The organism is Hornefia porci, assembly GCF_001940235.1.
Lineage (GTDB): Bacteria > Bacillota > Clostridia > Peptostreptococcales > Anaerovoracaceae > Aminicella > Aminicella porci.
The window spans coordinates 2,305,971-2,320,541 of record NZ_MJIE01000001.1; the positions used below are offsets into that span (position 1 = coordinate 2,305,971).

The following is a 14,571-nucleotide window of genomic DNA, read 5'->3' on the forward strand; positions in this document are numbered from 1 at the left end:
GTGCGTATTACTTACGCGGAATCAGGAAGGAGAAAAATATGTATCCCGGAATTCACAATTTCTCGGAGATCGGGAAGCTGAACAAGGTTCTGCTTCACCGGATCGGACACGAAGTGGAAGGCCTGGTGCCGGACAACTTCGCGAGACTGTTGTTCGACGATATTCCGTATTTGAAGGTTGCGGAGCAGGAGCACGACAGGTTTGCGCAGGTGCTGCGCGATAACGGCGTAGAAGTCATCTATTATGTTGACGAGACAGCGAAGGCGATCAGGGATCCTGAGGTAAAAAAGGCGTTTCTTAACGACATCCTTGACGAGAGCGATCTGAATTCAGAGGGCATCAGGGAGGCGATCTATGATTACCTGATCCGGATGCCGGAGAGAGAAATGGTCGCCAAAATCATCGCCGGCGTCAGAAAAACAGATATTCCGAATGTGGAGTCCAGGACTCTGGCGGATCTGATTTCGTCCTCGTATCCGTTCTATATGGATCCGATGCCGAATCTGTATTTCACCAGAGACCCGGGCGCCTGTGTCGGAAACGGTCTGAACGTGCATCACATGAGCACGGTGACCCGGAGACGTGAATCTCTGCTGCTGAAGTATATGTTCATGTATAACAAGGACTTTGCTCCGGAGGGATCGCAGCTCTGGTACGATTATGACGATCCGGCCTCCATCGAAGGCGGAGACGTGCTGGTGCTGAATTCGGAGACGGTTGCCATCGGTCTCTCGCAGAGAACGACGGCGCTGGGAATCGAGCGCTTCGCAGAGAATGTTCTGCATAAATCCACGTTCAAGAGGGTGATCGTGTTTGACATTCCCAAGAGCAGAGCGTTCATGCACCTTGATACGGTTTTCACGATGGTGGATTTCGACAAGTTCACCATTCATCCGGAAATCGAGGGCCCGCTCCAGCTGTTTGAGATCACGCTCAATGCGGAGGGGAAGGCTCATTTCGAGTCTGTGACGGACGAGCTGAGTCACCTTCTGGCCCGCGTTCTGAAGGTTCCCGCGGTGGAACTGATCCGCTGCGGCGGGAACGACGCCATGGCCGCGCAGAGAGAGCAGTGGAACGACGGCTCCAATACGCTGTGCATTGCGCCGGGAACGGTTGTGACCTATGAGAGAAATTATGTAACAAATGACCTGCTGGACAAGAAGGGAATCAAGGTTCTGACCATTCCGAGCTCGGAGCTTTCCAGAGGAAGAGGCGGCCCGCGCTGCATGTCCTGCCCGGTCAACAGAGATGATCTGTAACTGATGTAGATTTATTAAGAGATAGTGAGGAATTAAAATGGCAGAGAAAATTGTAATCGCGCTGGGCGGAAACGCCCTTCAGTCCGGAAAGGGCGAGGCGACCGCGGAAGCACAGCTGAAGGTCGTGAAGAAGACCTGCGAGCACATTGCGGATATCAGCTGCGCGGGATATGAAATCGGTCTGGTGCACGGAAACGGTCCCCAGGTAGGGAGAATCCTCCTGGCTTCCGAGACCGCGAAGGACGTCACTCCGGCGATGCCGTTCGACGTCTGCGGCGCGCAGTCTCAGGGATATATCGGATATCACATTCAGCAGGCTCTGAGATATGCGCTGGCGAAGAGGAACCGCAATATTCCGGTCGTCACGATTGAGACTCAGACTATTGTCGAGCGGAAGGATCCCGCATTCAAGACGCCGACGAAGCCGATCGGTCCTTTCTATACAGAGGAAGAGGCGAAGCGGATGCAGGAGGAAAAGGGATATACGATGAAGGAGGACGCCGGAAGAGGCTGGAGAAGAGTCGTCGCGTCCCCGCTCCCCCGCAAGATCGTTGAGATCGACGCGATTCGGACCCTGTGGCCTTCAACGATCACGATTTCTGTCGGAGGCGGCGGAATCCCCGTGGTCGAGAAGCGCAACGGCGCGCTGGAGGGCGTTGCCGCGGTTATCGACAAAGACTTCGGCGCCGAGCTGCTGGCTGAAGAAATCGGTGCGGACATTCTGATGATCCTGACCGAGGTGGAGAACGTTGCCATCAACTTCAACAAGCCGGATCAGAAGAACCTGACCTCCATGACGCTGGAGGAGGCGGACCGGTATATCGAAGAAGGCCAGTTCGCTCCCGGAAGCATGCTTCCCAAGGTCGAGGCGGCGATGAAGTTCGTCAGAACGTATCCGAACAAGAAAGCCATCATCACTTCTTTGGACAAGGCGGTGGACGCCCTGAACGGGAAGACGGGTACTGTCATCACTTTCGCATAATAAAATCACTGGAACGACAGAAACAGAAAGTAACACGGGTTGCTTTCTGTTTCTGTGATTAGAGGCTCTCCGCGCCTGAACGGGAAGATAGCGGGTGTGCGGCAGGCAGTGTGCCTGCGTGTGTTGTGTCTGTGTGCAGATATGGATGTCTGTATATGTGTATGTACGTGTGTGCATGTGTGTATGTGTGTGTCGCGGGAACATCGAATCTGAAATAAATGTCCTCAGGATTTTAGCAGCATTTGTTGACATGAGGAAAAGTATATTATATATTGTATTTAATGCGTGATCAGGAACGGAGTATGCCTGATTGCGGTGTGATATGCTGCACAGGGTATCTGACTCAGGGCATCCGGCCCGGTGACGGTACTCTGTGAACAGAGAAAGTATCAATTTATGTGTTCTGCAGCTCCGGCCGTTTGCGCGGTTTTCTGACGGGAACCTCAGGGGCTGCAATTTGGAGGAATTGTTGTTATGGAAAAAGAAAAGAATCTTGGCATAGGTAAGCTTACCTTATTTGCCATCAGTACGACGCTCGCATCGGGAGTGTTTTCTCTGTCAGGAGACTTCGCGGCCGGCGGTGCGCACACTCTGGCTGTCCTGATCGGATGGGCAGTCTGCGGAATCGGAATGGCGGGACTTGCAGTTTCCTTTTACAGGCTGTCTGTTGTCAAGCCGGAGCTGTCCAGCGGAATATTCAATTACGCGAAGACCGGATTCGGCGATTATATTGGATTTATCAACGGGTGGGGATACTGGATCAGCGCAATTCTCGCGCCGGTATCCTATGTGGCGCTTCTGTTCGCCACATTGGGGAACTTCTTTGACGCGTTCGGCGACGGGAACAATCTGCTTTCAGTAGTTGTCGGATCCCTTTATGTGTGGTTCCTGATTCTGCTGGTGTACAGAGGCGTGAATTCCGCGGTCGGCATCAACGCGGTCGTGGTCATCGCCAAGCTGGTTCCGATCATCTTTACGGTCTTTGCGATCATTCTGATGGGCGCGTTCAAGCCCTCCGTGTTCATGGAGAACTTCGCGGGCGCTCCGGACAGCCCCTCGCTGCTCACGCAGGTGAAGGGTACCGTTACGACGACGGTATGGACGTTCATCGGAATTGAGGGCGCCGTGGTGCTTTCAGCCCGTGCGAAGAACACAAAGATCGCGGGAAAGGCGACGATTAACTCGTTCCTGGCTCTGCTGATTCTGTACGTGCTCATCTCCGTACTCTCCATGGGCGTCATGCCGCAGGAGGAATTGGCTAAACTGAGCAATCCGCCGATGGCTGGAGTAATGGCCTATGTGGTGGGGCCCTGGGGCGCAACCCTCGTGAACTGCGCGGTCATCCTGTCCGTTGCCGGAGCAATGCTCTCCTACGTGATTCTTTGTACCGACAGCGCCTATCAGCCGGCAGTGAACGGTCTTTTCCCGAAGTTTTTGAGCAGGCTGAACCGTCACGACGCGCCGACCTGGTCCGTTCTGGGAACCGGCATCGTTCTTCAGTTCTTCATCATCATGATCTATGTGGCCGCAAGCTCCTACCAGAAGCTGTACGCGGTCTCCACCAGCACGATCATGTTCCCGTATTTCTTCTCGGCGCTGTATTATCTGAAGCTTTGTATTCAGGGACACGGCTGCGATAACGATGCAGGCGGAAAAGCCGGTGCGTGGCTGGCCGCCGTCGTGGGAACGATCTACGGTCTCTGGCTGCTGTACGCCACGGGCTGGCAGTATATTCTGATTACGACGCTGTGCTATGCGCCTGGCACGATTCTCTACTACTGGAGCAAAAAAGAGAGACACGAAAAGGTCTTTCCGAAAACAAGTGATCTGGCGGCCTTCATCGTGGTCATGGTGCTGTTCGTGATTTCCGTTATCCTGCTTGCAAACGGTACGATCAGGCCGTTCTAGGATAAACGTCGTCTGCTGACGGCGAGGCGGCCGGGGCGGCGAGGGCCGTTGGAACAAAGGCGGCCCGGATAAATCAGAAGACATAAAATAAAGCCTCTCGCAGAGTTCTGAAAGGTACTGAAGCGAGAGGCTTTTAGGTTGAGGACGTTTATTATGGCATATCGGGCCGCGCGCCGTCTGAGGAAGTATCAGCCTGTGCGCCGCCCGCTGTCGGCTGTCTGTGTCCGCAGTGCCGGACTGTGCCGTCACTGCTTGAAGTCGCCGCCTTTGATGATTTTTTTGTCGAATTTCGCCTTCTGTGCCGCAGGCACGCCTTCCAGACTTTGTTTCTGGATGGCCCGGATCTTCAGCGGCAGAGACCACAGATTGATGAAGCCCTCTGCGTCGCTCTGGTCGTAAACCTCATCCGCGCTGAAGGTGGCGAATTCTTCGTTATACAGAGAATATGGCGATCTGCTGGCAACCGGCCATGCGGTTCCCTTATACAGCTTCATTTTCACATCGCCGGTCATCAGTTCCTGGGTTTTGTCCACAAAGGCGGAAATCGCCTCCCGGAGCGGAGTAAACCAGAGACCGTCATAGCACAGCTCCGCGAATTTCTGCGCGACGATCGCCTTATAGGCCATGGTGTCGCGGTCCAGAATCAGTTTCTCCAGATCCCGGTGCGCCTGGTAGAGGATCGTGCCTCCCGGTGTCTCATAGACGCCTCTCGACTTCATTCCCACCAGCCGGTTCTCGATGATGTCGATGGTGCCGACGGCGTTTCTGCTTCCCATTTCGTTCAGCCTGGTCAGAAGCTCGATCGGTCCCAGCTTCTCGCCGTCAATCGCGACCGGTTCTCCCTTTTCAAAGGAAATCGTCACATATTCCGGCTCGTCGGGAGCGTCCTCCGGTTCGCAGGACAGAACGTGAATCGTCTTTTTATGTTCATTCCACGGGTTCTCAAGCTCACCTCCCTCGTGGCTGATGTGCCAGATGTTCTCGTCTCTGGAGTAGATTTTCTCCGTTGTCTGCTCAATCGGAATATTGTTCTGGTGAGCGTATTCGATGAGATCCTCGCGGGACTGGAAGTCCCAGGTTCTCCACGGTGCGATGATCTGCATAGCGGGATTGATGGCCTTAATCGCGGTCTCGAATCTGACCTGATCGTTGCCCTTCCCGGTGCAGCCGTGGCAGATGATGAACGCGCCCTCATCTACGGCGAGTTCCACGAGCTTCTGCGCCATCAGCGGTCTCGCCATGGAAGTTCCGAGGAGGTAATCTCCCTCGTAAATTGCTCCGGCCTTCAGGGTCGGGTAAATGTAGTCGGTGATAAACTCTTCTCTGATGTCGATCGTAACAGCCTTCGATGCGCCGGTCGCGATCGCCTTCTTTTCTATTGCATCGAAGTCTTCTCCCTGACCGGCGTTGCAGCAGGCAGCGATCACTTCGTAATCGAATTCTTTAATCAGCCATTTGAGAATAACGGATGTGTCCAGCCCGCCGGAGTAGGCAAGGACGACCTTTTCTTTAGACATATCGGGTTCCTCCTGAGATTGTTTTAATAAATATTAAACACATTGAATTTTATTTCGTGTATGTAATATAGCATATAGTGAATGAAGAATCAAGGGTATTTATCAAAAAATCAATAAAAATTTTACGAAATTTGTTTTTGAACAATAAATATTGTATTTTTATTGTTTCGGGGTTGAATAAAAATAGATATTAAATTATAATTTTCCCAATGCAATTTTGTCTGGAGGGAATAAAAATATGAAAGGTACGATTTATCTCGAAGACGGTACGGTCTATAAGGGCACCGGATTCGGATTCCGGGGGACCCGGGCGGGCGAGCTGGTTTTCAATACATCGATGACGGGATACCAGAAAACTATGACGGATCCGTCCTATGAAGGGCAGATTATCGTGATGACGTATCCGTTGATCGGAAATTACGGAGTCAATGACGTGGACTTTGAATCCGACAGAATCCACGCCTTCGGACTGGTGGCCAGAGACGTGTGCTTCCGCCCGTCGAACTGGCGGTGCGTCAGGACGATCGATCAGTGGATGCGGGACGAGCAGATTCCGGGCGTATACAATGTAGATACCAGAGAGATTACGAGGCGGCTCCGGCGTATGGGCAGCCAGAAATGTGTCATATCCACGGAGGATCTCGGCGTCGAGGAGCTGGCGCGGATCTGCGGGGAGTATGAGATGCGCGGAGATGCGATGAAAACGGCGGGCGTGTCCGAGGTGACAGAGTGGAAGGCGGAGCATCCCAGGTACCGCGTCGCAGTGATGGATTTCGGCGTCAAGCGGAGCATCCTGAAGGAGCTGGCGGCCAGAGGCTGTGACCTGACTTTGTTCCCCTACGGCACAAAGGCCAGGACGATTCTCGACATGCATCCTGACGGAGTCTTCCTCACCAACGGGCCCGGCGACCCTGAAGAGGCGGCAGAGGCGGTGAAAATTACAGAGAAGCTCGTCACAAACAGTAATTATGGAGAGCAGGCCATGCCGATCTTCGGGATATGCATGGGACACCAGATTATTGCGCTTTCTCAGGGGGGAGAAACCTACAAGCTGAAGTACGGACACCGGGGCGGCAACCACGGAGTGTTCGACAAAAATACCGGGCGCAGTTATATCACCTCGCAGAACCACGGATATGCGGTGAAGGCGGAAAGCATCATTCTTCACGGGCTGGAGGTGACGCATCTGAATCTGAACGACGGGACTGTGGAGGGGATGCAGGCCATCAGCAAGCCGGTCTTTTCGGTGCAGTTCCATCCGGAATCCAGTCCGGGACCCAACGACGCGGGATATCTGTTCGATAAATTTATTGAGTTGATGGAAGGAGGACGCTTATAATGCCGAGGGACTATTCATTGAAGAAGGTGCTGATTATCGGTTCCGGGCCGATTATCATCGGGCAGGCGGCGGAGTTCGATTACGCCGGGACACAGGCGTGCAAGGCGATTTCGGAGGAAGGGATTGAAACCGTCCTGATTAACAGTAATCCCGCCACGATCATGACAGACAAGGGCATCGCGGACAAAGTATATCTGGAACCGATTACTGAGGACGCGGTTACAAAAATTATACAGCAGGAGCGACCGGACGGCGTGCTGGCCGGCTTCGGAGGACAGACCGGTCTCAATCTCGCGATGGCGCTGGATGAAAAGGGGATTTTCGAAAAATACGGGGTCAAGCTTCTGGGCGTCAATAAAGAAAGTATTCATAAGGCCGAGGATCGGGAGGCGTTCAAGGAGCTGATGGATCAGATCAAAGAGCCGGTTCCGCCCAGCATCATCGCCACAGGCTATGAAGAATGCCGGGCTTTCGCAGAGGAAATCGGTTATCCTGTCATCATCCGGCCCGCCTATACCCTGGGCGGTACCGGAGGCGGAATCGCCCATAATGAGCGGGAGCTGCGGGAGCACTGCGATATGGGCGTCGCGAAAAGCGCCATCGGACAGATTCTGGTAGAGAAATCCATAGCGGGCTGGAAGGAAATCGAATACGAGGTGATGCGCGACAGCAAGGATAACTGTATCGTCGTCTGCAACATGGAGAACCTGGATCCGGCGGGGATTCACACCGGCGACAGCATCGTCGTGGCGCCGACGCAGACCCTCAACGATACACAGTATCAGATGCTCAGGGATTCGGCGCTTAAGATTATCCGCAGTCTGAAAATTGAGGGCGGCTGCAACGCCCAGTTCGCCCTGAATCCCGACAGGGATGAATACATCGTCATCGAGGTCAATCCCAGAGTCAGCCGGTCCTCTGCGCTGGCCTCGAAGGCGGCCGGCTATCCCATCGCCAAGATCGCCGCGAAAATCGCCATCGGCTATTCGCTGGATGAGCTGAAGAACTATGTTACAGAGGGCTCCAGCGCGTGCTTTGAGCCGGCGCTGGATTACTGCGTGGTCAAGATTCCCAAATGGCCCTTCAATAAATTCCGCACCGCCTCGCGGAAACTGGGAACACAGATGAAGGCCACCGGTGAGATTATGGCGATCGACCGGTATTTCGAGGCGGCGCTGTCCAAGGCGATTTCCTCTCTGGAGCTGGAGGGTACCGGACTGCGGATTCCCTATGTGACAGGACTCAGCAATGAGAAGCTGACTGAAAAGCTCCGGGCCTGCGACGATGAACGGATTTTCTGCATCGCGGAGGTTTTCCGCCGTCAGCTCATGACACTGGAGGAGGTCTTCGCGGAAACAAAAATCGATCGCTGGTTTCTGAACAAGCTGAAGGGCGTTGTCGACATGGAGGAGCTTCTGCGGAACTCGGAGGTCACGGCGGAGCTGATTGAAGAGGCGGAGCACCGGGGCTTTGAGGAGGAGGAGATCATGGCGCTCACCGGCGTTCCACGGGACGTCCTGCAGGATATCCGGATCTATCATGATATTTATCCGGTCTACAAGGTGGTGGACACCTGCGCCGGAGAATTTGAGGCGCTTACGCCCTACTATTACTCCAGCTACGGAGGAGAAAATGAGAGCGTTCCTTCCGGACGGGACAAAATCCTCGTGGTGGGTTCCGGCCCCATCCGCATCGGTCAGGGAATCGAGTTCGATTACTGCTGTGTACAGGGCGTGTGGGCGCTCCGCGAAGCGGGCTATGAATCGATTATCATCAACAACAATCCGGAGACGGTGAGCACCGACTTTGATACCTCGGACAAGCTGTATTTCGAGCCGCTCCACACCGATGACGTGATGAATGTCATCAAGCAGGAGCACCCTGAGGGAGTCATCCTGCAGTTCGGCGGACAGACCTCGCTGAATCTCGCGTCCCGTCTGGCGGCCCGGAGCATCAATATTCTGGGAACAAAAAATAAGTATATCGATCTGGCGGAGGATCGGGAAAAGTTCTCGGAGCTGCTGGATCTCCTTGATATCGCGACGCCGAAGGGCTGTGCGGTACGCACGGAGGAGGAGGCCTTCGAGGCGGTGGAGAGACTGGGATACCCGTTGGTCGTCCGGCCGTCCTTTGTCATCGGCGGCAGAGCCATGCAGGTGGTGTACAGCGACGCGGAGCTGAAAAAATATCTGAAGGAAGCAGTCCGGATGTCTCACGAGCACCCTGTCCTGATCGACAAGTACGTGGAGGGCCGTGAAATGGACGTGGACGCCGTCGCTGACGGTGAGGACGTGCTGATTCCGGGGATTATGGAGCATTTCGAGCGGACCGGCGTTCATTCCGGCGACAGCTGCACATCCTATCCGCCGTATGATCTCCCGCGGGAGGTAATCGCGGAGCTTGTGGAGAGTACAAAGAAAATCGCGAAGGCGCTGCACATTGTGGGACTGGTGAATATTCAGTACGCCTGGGACGGAGAACAGGTGTATGTGATTGAGGTGAATCCGAGAGCGTCACGGACGGTACCGATTCTCAGCAAGGTTACCGGAATCCCGATGGTCAAAATCGCGGTGGAGGTTATGACCGGATCCAGGCTCGCGGAGATGGAGTGGGGAACCGGACTGTATCCGGACGCGGATTACTATGCCGTCAAAATCCCGGTGTTCTCAGACGCCAAGCTGACCGATGTGGATGTCGCCGTGGGTCCGGAGATGAAATCCACAGGAGAGGTTCTGGGGATAGATCCCGACTTTTCCACGGCGGTGTACAAAGGCTTTCTGGGCGCCGGCGGCAGGATCCCCACGGCCGGATCAGCCTTTGTGAGCCTGAAGGATCACGACAAGACGGAGGAATCGGCAGAAATTATCCGGGAATATGAAAAGCTGGGTTTCCGGCTGCTTGCATCCCGCGGAACCGGCGAATATCTCCGGGAGCACGGACTGAAGGCGGAGCAGATCGATTACGGGGAGGTGATTCCCCGGATCGTGAACGGTGAGATTCAGATCGTAATCAATACACCGAAGGCCGTCAACCGGATCGGCGCGGACACATTCCCGATACGGCGCGCCGCTATCGAGAGGAATCTGCCGGTGATGACCTGCATGGACACGGCGGGGCTGTTCCTGCACGCCGTCCGGCTGCGGCAGGAAGGGAAGGAGCTCACGTACAGCGCTTTGTAACGGCGGGAGTCCGGCCTTTGCAGCAGCGAGAGCCTGACCTTTGCACCGACGGGAAACAATGCTTTCAGACGCCGGGAGAGCCTTGCGCCTGCGGCGCCGCCGTTATATAATGGAGACATGGACAGGAAATGTGAATTGCTGGTCCCTGCGGGAGGGACGGAACAGTTGATTGCGGCGGTAGAAAACGGCGCCGATGCAGTGTACATCGGCGGCCGCCTTTTTAATGCCCGGATGAATGCAGGAAATTTTGACGACGAAACACTGCGGCGGGCGGTGGATTTCGCGCATCAGCGGGGCGTCAGCGTGCATGTGACGATGAATACACTGCTGCGGGACGAAGAGATGGGAGATGCGCTGAAATATGCGGCCTTTCTGTACGAGACCGGCGTGGACGCCCTGATCGTTGCGGATCTCGGGCTCGGAAAGCGGATTTCGGAGCTGATGCCGGATTTTCCGCTGCATCTTTCCACGCAGGGGACGATTTACAGTCTTGACGGCGTGGAGGCGGCCGGCCGGCTGGGCTTCGAAAGGGTTGTGCTCGCACGGGAGCTGAGTCTGCATGAGATACGGACGATCTGTGAAAATACTGCGATGGAAATCGAGGTTTTCGTTCACGGAGCGCTGTGCATCTGTTATTCCGGGCAGTGTCAGCTGAGCCGTTATTTCGGCGGACGAAGCGGAAACAGGGGGCAGTGTGCTCAGCCGTGCAGACTCGGGTACCGCAGCCTGACGGATACGGGTGCAGAAGAACCCGCACCGGCTTATCCGCTGAGTCCCGGAGATCTCTGCCTGGTTGATCATCTGGGGGAACTGGTTTCCGCCGGCGTGACGTCTCTGAAGGTGGAGGGCCGAATGAAATCCGCCGACTATGTGGGCGTGGTGACATCTGTCTACCGGAAATATCTGGACCGGGTCTGCGCAGGGAAAAGCGGCAGAGTTGAGCCGGAGGATCGTGAGGCGCTTGCTCAGATTTTCAACCGGGGAGGGTTCACGGATGCGTATATCCGCGGCGAATCGGGTGCGGAGCTGATGTCCGGAGACCTTCCGAAGCACGGCGGAATCTATATAGGCAAGGTGCTCCGCCGGATCCCCAGAACGGATCTTCTGGAAACAAAGGAGGATCTGCCTGTTTCTCTGGGGGACGGAGTGGAGATCCGCGGCGCAGAGCTGTGCGGAAATGTCGTTACGTATTGCCGGAAAACAAAGGGAAAGCTTCACATCGGAGATATACGGGGCAGCGTGAAGCCCGGCGATCCGATCTACCGTATTTCTTCGGCGTCACAGCTTGCAGCGGTCCGGAAAACATATCAGCACACAGGACTTGACGGAGGAAAGGAACAAAGGAAAACCCGCGTGGATCTCCGCATCATCGGCAGAGGAACCCGCATCACGGCGATCGGCATCCATGAGTCCGGTAAAAGGGCGGAGGTGCGCTCCGGGGCTTTTGAACCTGCCGCAGAGCCGCTGGATCCGGAGCGGCTGGAGGCGGCGCTGCGCAGGAGCGGAAACACGCCGTTTTACATCGGCCGGATACGGTTCGACGGGGATTTCGGTATGCGCATGAAGGCTTCTCAGATGAATGAACTGCGCCGGCGCCTGCTGAAGGAGGTAGGGGACTCGCTGACCGTGCGCCGACCGAAACCGGAGGTGGTGGACTTTTCCTTTGTGCAGGAAACGCAGCCCCGGGCGATGGAATATTATTTCTATACATGGGATCGGTATCTGCAGAGCAGAAACGGGCTCCCCTCTCACGGGCTTCCTGTGGTCTGTGTGGTGCCGCTGGCGGAATATTTCCGACGGTTCCGGGAGGCGGGAGACGGTGCGAATATCGTTCCTTATGTTTCCAATGTGACGAGAGGAAGGGAAGAATCCGTATTGCGGGAAAACTTCGCTGAGATCTGCGAAATCTGCCGTGAGACGGGGGTTTATGTAGGGAATCCGGGATGGATCCGGCCCTTCCGGAGCGCCGGAGTGCCGGTTTACGGCGACTATGGACTTAATGTGTACAATTCGCAGGCGCAGGCGGCGCTGGACATGCTGGGCGTGCGCTTCAGTGTGCAGAGTCTGGAATCCGATGACCGCAGTAACGGGGCCGTTCCTCTGATGACGCTGCAGCATGAACCCGATGGAAGATATCTCGTTTCTGAGAGATACGGCGTGCTGGAAAAGGTGGATCGTCCATGGTCGGACCAGACACTGCTGGTGGCGAAGGATGCGGATGAGCCCTCGGAGGACCGTCTGCCGGCCCGTGACGCCGGCTGTGAGGTGTTCCGCTATTACTGGAAGTGATGGTATGGCGCCGGAGGTGAAGCGTTTCGTTACTGCTGAGGATGCCGGTATGATACCGGCTGCTGACAAAATATGACTGGACAGAATATAACGCCGTGGAACAGTCTGCGAAAATGTGTTTCAAATGTGTTTCACCGGATTTTAAAAGAGGATGTTGCGAAAACATCCTCTTTCAGGTTTCATTCTATTTTACTAACGGTTCTATGCTTCCAGATTGGCAAGAGCTTCCTGCTTTTCCTTCTCTCTGGCCTGCATAACCTTTTCATATTCTTCGTCGGTCATCTTCATCATGGTGATGCCGGTGAATCCGTAGAAGATGGATACGAGCGGATTGATCAGGTTCAGGAACGCATAGCGTCCATAGCCTCCGCCCGGGCCGCCCCAGGTCTTGACGCCCAGGAACTTCTGCATCGTAGCGCCGCAGGTGTTCCACGGGACGAGGCAGGATGTGATTGTACCGGAGTCTTCCAGTACACGGGAGAGGTTTCTCGGTGCCAGACGTCTGTCCTCATAGGTTTCCTTGTACATTCTGCCCGGAAGTACGAGGGACAGGTACTGGTCTCCTGCGATGATGTTCATGATGATGCAGCTGATAACGGTGACGGTAACCAGTCCGCCGGTTCCCTTTGCGAAGTGCAGCAGGGACTGTGCGATTTCGCCCAGCATGCCGGAAGCGTCCATGATGCCTCCGAAGCACATTGCGCAGAGGATCAGGTTGATGGTCCACATCATGGAATTCATACCGCCCTTGCCGTCGATCAGCTTGTCGATGTTGTACTCGCCGATGATGGAAGTGCTCAGACCCTGTTCCTTAGCAAGAGCTGCGAAGTCTCCGGCGTCCATTGACAGGAAGCTGTCTGCATCATAGGATGCGATCTGATCCGCCAGCTTGTCCTGCGCCTGTGTGTAAGCGTCGGTGAATCCCGGTACGGAATAGCCGTAGTGCAGGATTCCCGGCCAGTCGGCCAGACCGATTCCGTTGAAGATGGAGCCGATGATCATACCGGCGACGATACCGCCCATGATGCCCGGGATCGCGGGGATCTTCAGAGCAACGATGACGATAACCAGAATCGGCGGGATCAGCATCCACAGGTTCAGCTTGAAGTTGATCAGGCAGGCCTGTCTCATCGGTTCAACGATGTCCAGATTGTTTCCGCTGGCTCTCATACCCAGAACCAGGTAGATGACCAGAGCGATGATCAGAGACGGCGTAACCGTATAGATCATATGGCGGATGTGATCGAACAGCGTGGCGCCCGCCATGGCAGGAGCCAGATTGGTGGTGTCAGACAGCGGCGACATCTTGTCTCCGAAATAAGCTCCGGAGACGACAGCGCCGGCTGCCATGCTGGACGGGATTCCGAGTCCCGTCGCAACGCCGATCAGTGCGATACCGATGGTTCCGGCGGTGGTCCAGGAAGAACCGGTCGCCAGTGCAACGATACAGCAGAGCAGGCAGGCTGCAAACAGGAAGATGCTCGGCTTCAGAATCAGCAGTCCGTAGTAGATCATCGCGGGAACGACGCCCGCGGCGACCCAGCATCCGATCAGCAGACCGACCTCAGCGAGGATCAGAATGGCCTGCATGGAGCGGTTGATGGAAGCCAGCATGCCGGCCTCCAGGAATGACCATTTGTAGCCGTTCAGAGCGGCCACAATCGCGGCAAATGTCGCGGAAGTAAGAAGTGCGATGTGTACTTCGCCATAGTCACAGGCGAGTGCATCCCCAAATAATTTTCCAAGGATGCCCAGACAATACATTAATACGATCAACGTGAAGAAGAAACATAATAATGCTTGCCATAGAGGTATCTTTCTACCCATAATAAGTCCTCCTCAATAAAGACAAGTAAAATAAAATAAACCCATGCCCTCAGGCATTATTTATTATAAGAGACGCTTATTGATTTGTCAAGATTATGTGAAAATTCCGAGAAGCAATAACACAAAAATAACAAAGTGATGCGGTATCGACTCATAATAAAATGTTATCGATTCGGAGACGCAGGGAAAACGGGACGAGAGAAAGAGACGGCAGAAAAGGGCAGAGGGGAACGGGGAAAGAGTGGAGAACGTGATCGGCGACGGGCTCCGG

Annotated in this window: 8 protein-coding genes; 6 read left to right on the plus strand and 2 right to left on the minus strand. The window is 55.0% G+C overall.

Annotation, left to right across the window (positions count from 1 at the left end; all coding sequences use genetic code 11):
- Nucleotides 1-38: 38 nt before the first annotated feature.
- The 3 genes from arcA to BHK98_RS10705 all read left to right on the plus strand — a co-directional run bounded on the left by arcA (nucleotide 39) and on the right by BHK98_RS10705 (nucleotide 4,149).
- Nucleotides 39-1,259, plus strand: a complete 1,221-nt coding sequence (gene arcA / locus BHK98_RS10695) for an arginine deiminase (RefSeq protein WP_075714146.1) — start codon at nucleotides 39-41, stop codon at nucleotides 1,257-1,259.
- 37 nt (nucleotides 1,260-1,296) lie between these two features.
- Entirely contained in the window at nucleotides 1,297-2,241 is a 945-nt protein-coding gene (arcC, locus tag BHK98_RS10700) for a carbamate kinase (protein ID WP_075714148.1), read from the plus strand.
- Between the two features lie 474 nt (nucleotides 2,242-2,715).
- Complete coding sequence (locus BHK98_RS10705; protein ID WP_075714150.1) at nucleotides 2,716-4,149, plus strand: basic amino acid/polyamine antiporter; 1,434 nt, start codon at nucleotides 2,716-2,718, stop codon at nucleotides 4,147-4,149.
- 245 nt (nucleotides 4,150-4,394) lie between these two features.
- Here BHK98_RS10705 and BHK98_RS10710 read toward each other — a convergent pair whose 3' ends face one another.
- Nucleotides 4,395-5,666, minus strand: coding sequence for an argininosuccinate synthase (locus BHK98_RS10710; protein ID WP_075714152.1), 1,272 nt, complete (start codon nucleotides 5,664-5,666; stop codon nucleotides 4,395-4,397).
- 238 nt (nucleotides 5,667-5,904) lie between these two features.
- Here BHK98_RS10710 and carA point away from each other — a divergent pair, with 238 nt between their 5' ends.
- The 3 genes from carA (at nucleotide 5,905) to BHK98_RS10725 (ending at nucleotide 12,473) form a co-directional block, all read left to right on the plus strand.
- On the plus strand, nucleotides 5,905-7,005 hold the full coding sequence (gene carA / locus BHK98_RS10715) for a glutamine-hydrolyzing carbamoyl-phosphate synthase small subunit (protein ID WP_075714154.1): 1,101 nt from the start codon (nucleotides 5,905-5,907) through the stop codon (nucleotides 7,003-7,005).
- On the plus strand, nucleotides 7,005-10,184 hold the full coding sequence (gene carB, locus BHK98_RS10720; RefSeq protein ID WP_075714156.1) for a carbamoyl-phosphate synthase large subunit: 3,180 nt from the start codon (nucleotides 7,005-7,007) through the stop codon (nucleotides 10,182-10,184). Before carA ends, carB begins: the two co-directional genes overlap by 1 nt.
- 117 nt (nucleotides 10,185-10,301) lie before the next feature.
- A complete protein-coding gene (locus BHK98_RS10725) occupies nucleotides 10,302-12,473 on the plus strand; it encodes a peptidase U32 family protein (RefSeq protein ID WP_075714158.1) in 2,172 nt (723 codons plus the stop codon).
- 201 nt (nucleotides 12,474-12,674) lie between these two features.
- Here BHK98_RS10725 and BHK98_RS13850 read toward each other — a convergent pair whose 3' ends face one another.
- On the minus strand, nucleotides 12,675-14,300 hold the full coding sequence (locus BHK98_RS13850; RefSeq protein ID WP_083628259.1) for a Na+/H+ antiporter NhaC family protein: 1,626 nt from the start codon (nucleotides 14,298-14,300) through the stop codon (nucleotides 12,675-12,677).
- Between the last annotated feature and the right edge of the window lie 271 nt (nucleotides 14,301-14,571).

What these genes read in the sequence shown, in the direction of transcription:
- arcA (WP_075714146.1), top strand. Translation starts at nt 39, where the DNA reads ATGTATCCCGGAATTCACAATTTCTCGGAGATCGGGAAGCTGAACAAG.
- arcC (WP_075714148.1), top strand. Translation starts at nt 1,297, where the DNA reads ATGGCAGAGAAAATTGTAATCGCGCTGGGCGGAAACGCCCTTCAGTCC.
- BHK98_RS10705 (WP_075714150.1), top strand. Translation starts at nt 2,716, where the DNA reads ATGGAAAAAGAAAAGAATCTTGGCATAGGTAAGCTTACCTTATTTGCC.
- BHK98_RS10710 (WP_075714152.1), bottom strand. Translation starts at nt 5,666, where the DNA reads ATGTCTAAAGAAAAGGTCGTCCTTGCCTACTCCGGCGGGCTGGACACA.
- carA (WP_075714154.1), top strand. Translation starts at nt 5,905, where the DNA reads ATGAAAGGTACGATTTATCTCGAAGACGGTACGGTCTATAAGGGCACC.
- carB (WP_075714156.1), top strand. Translation starts at nt 7,005, where the DNA reads ATGCCGAGGGACTATTCATTGAAGAAGGTGCTGATTATCGGTTCCGGG.
- BHK98_RS10725 (WP_075714158.1), top strand. Translation starts at nt 10,302, where the DNA reads ATGGACAGGAAATGTGAATTGCTGGTCCCTGCGGGAGGGACGGAACAG.
- BHK98_RS13850 (WP_083628259.1), bottom strand. Translation starts at nt 14,300, where the DNA reads ATGGGTAGAAAGATACCTCTATGGCAAGCATTATTATGTTTCTTCTTC.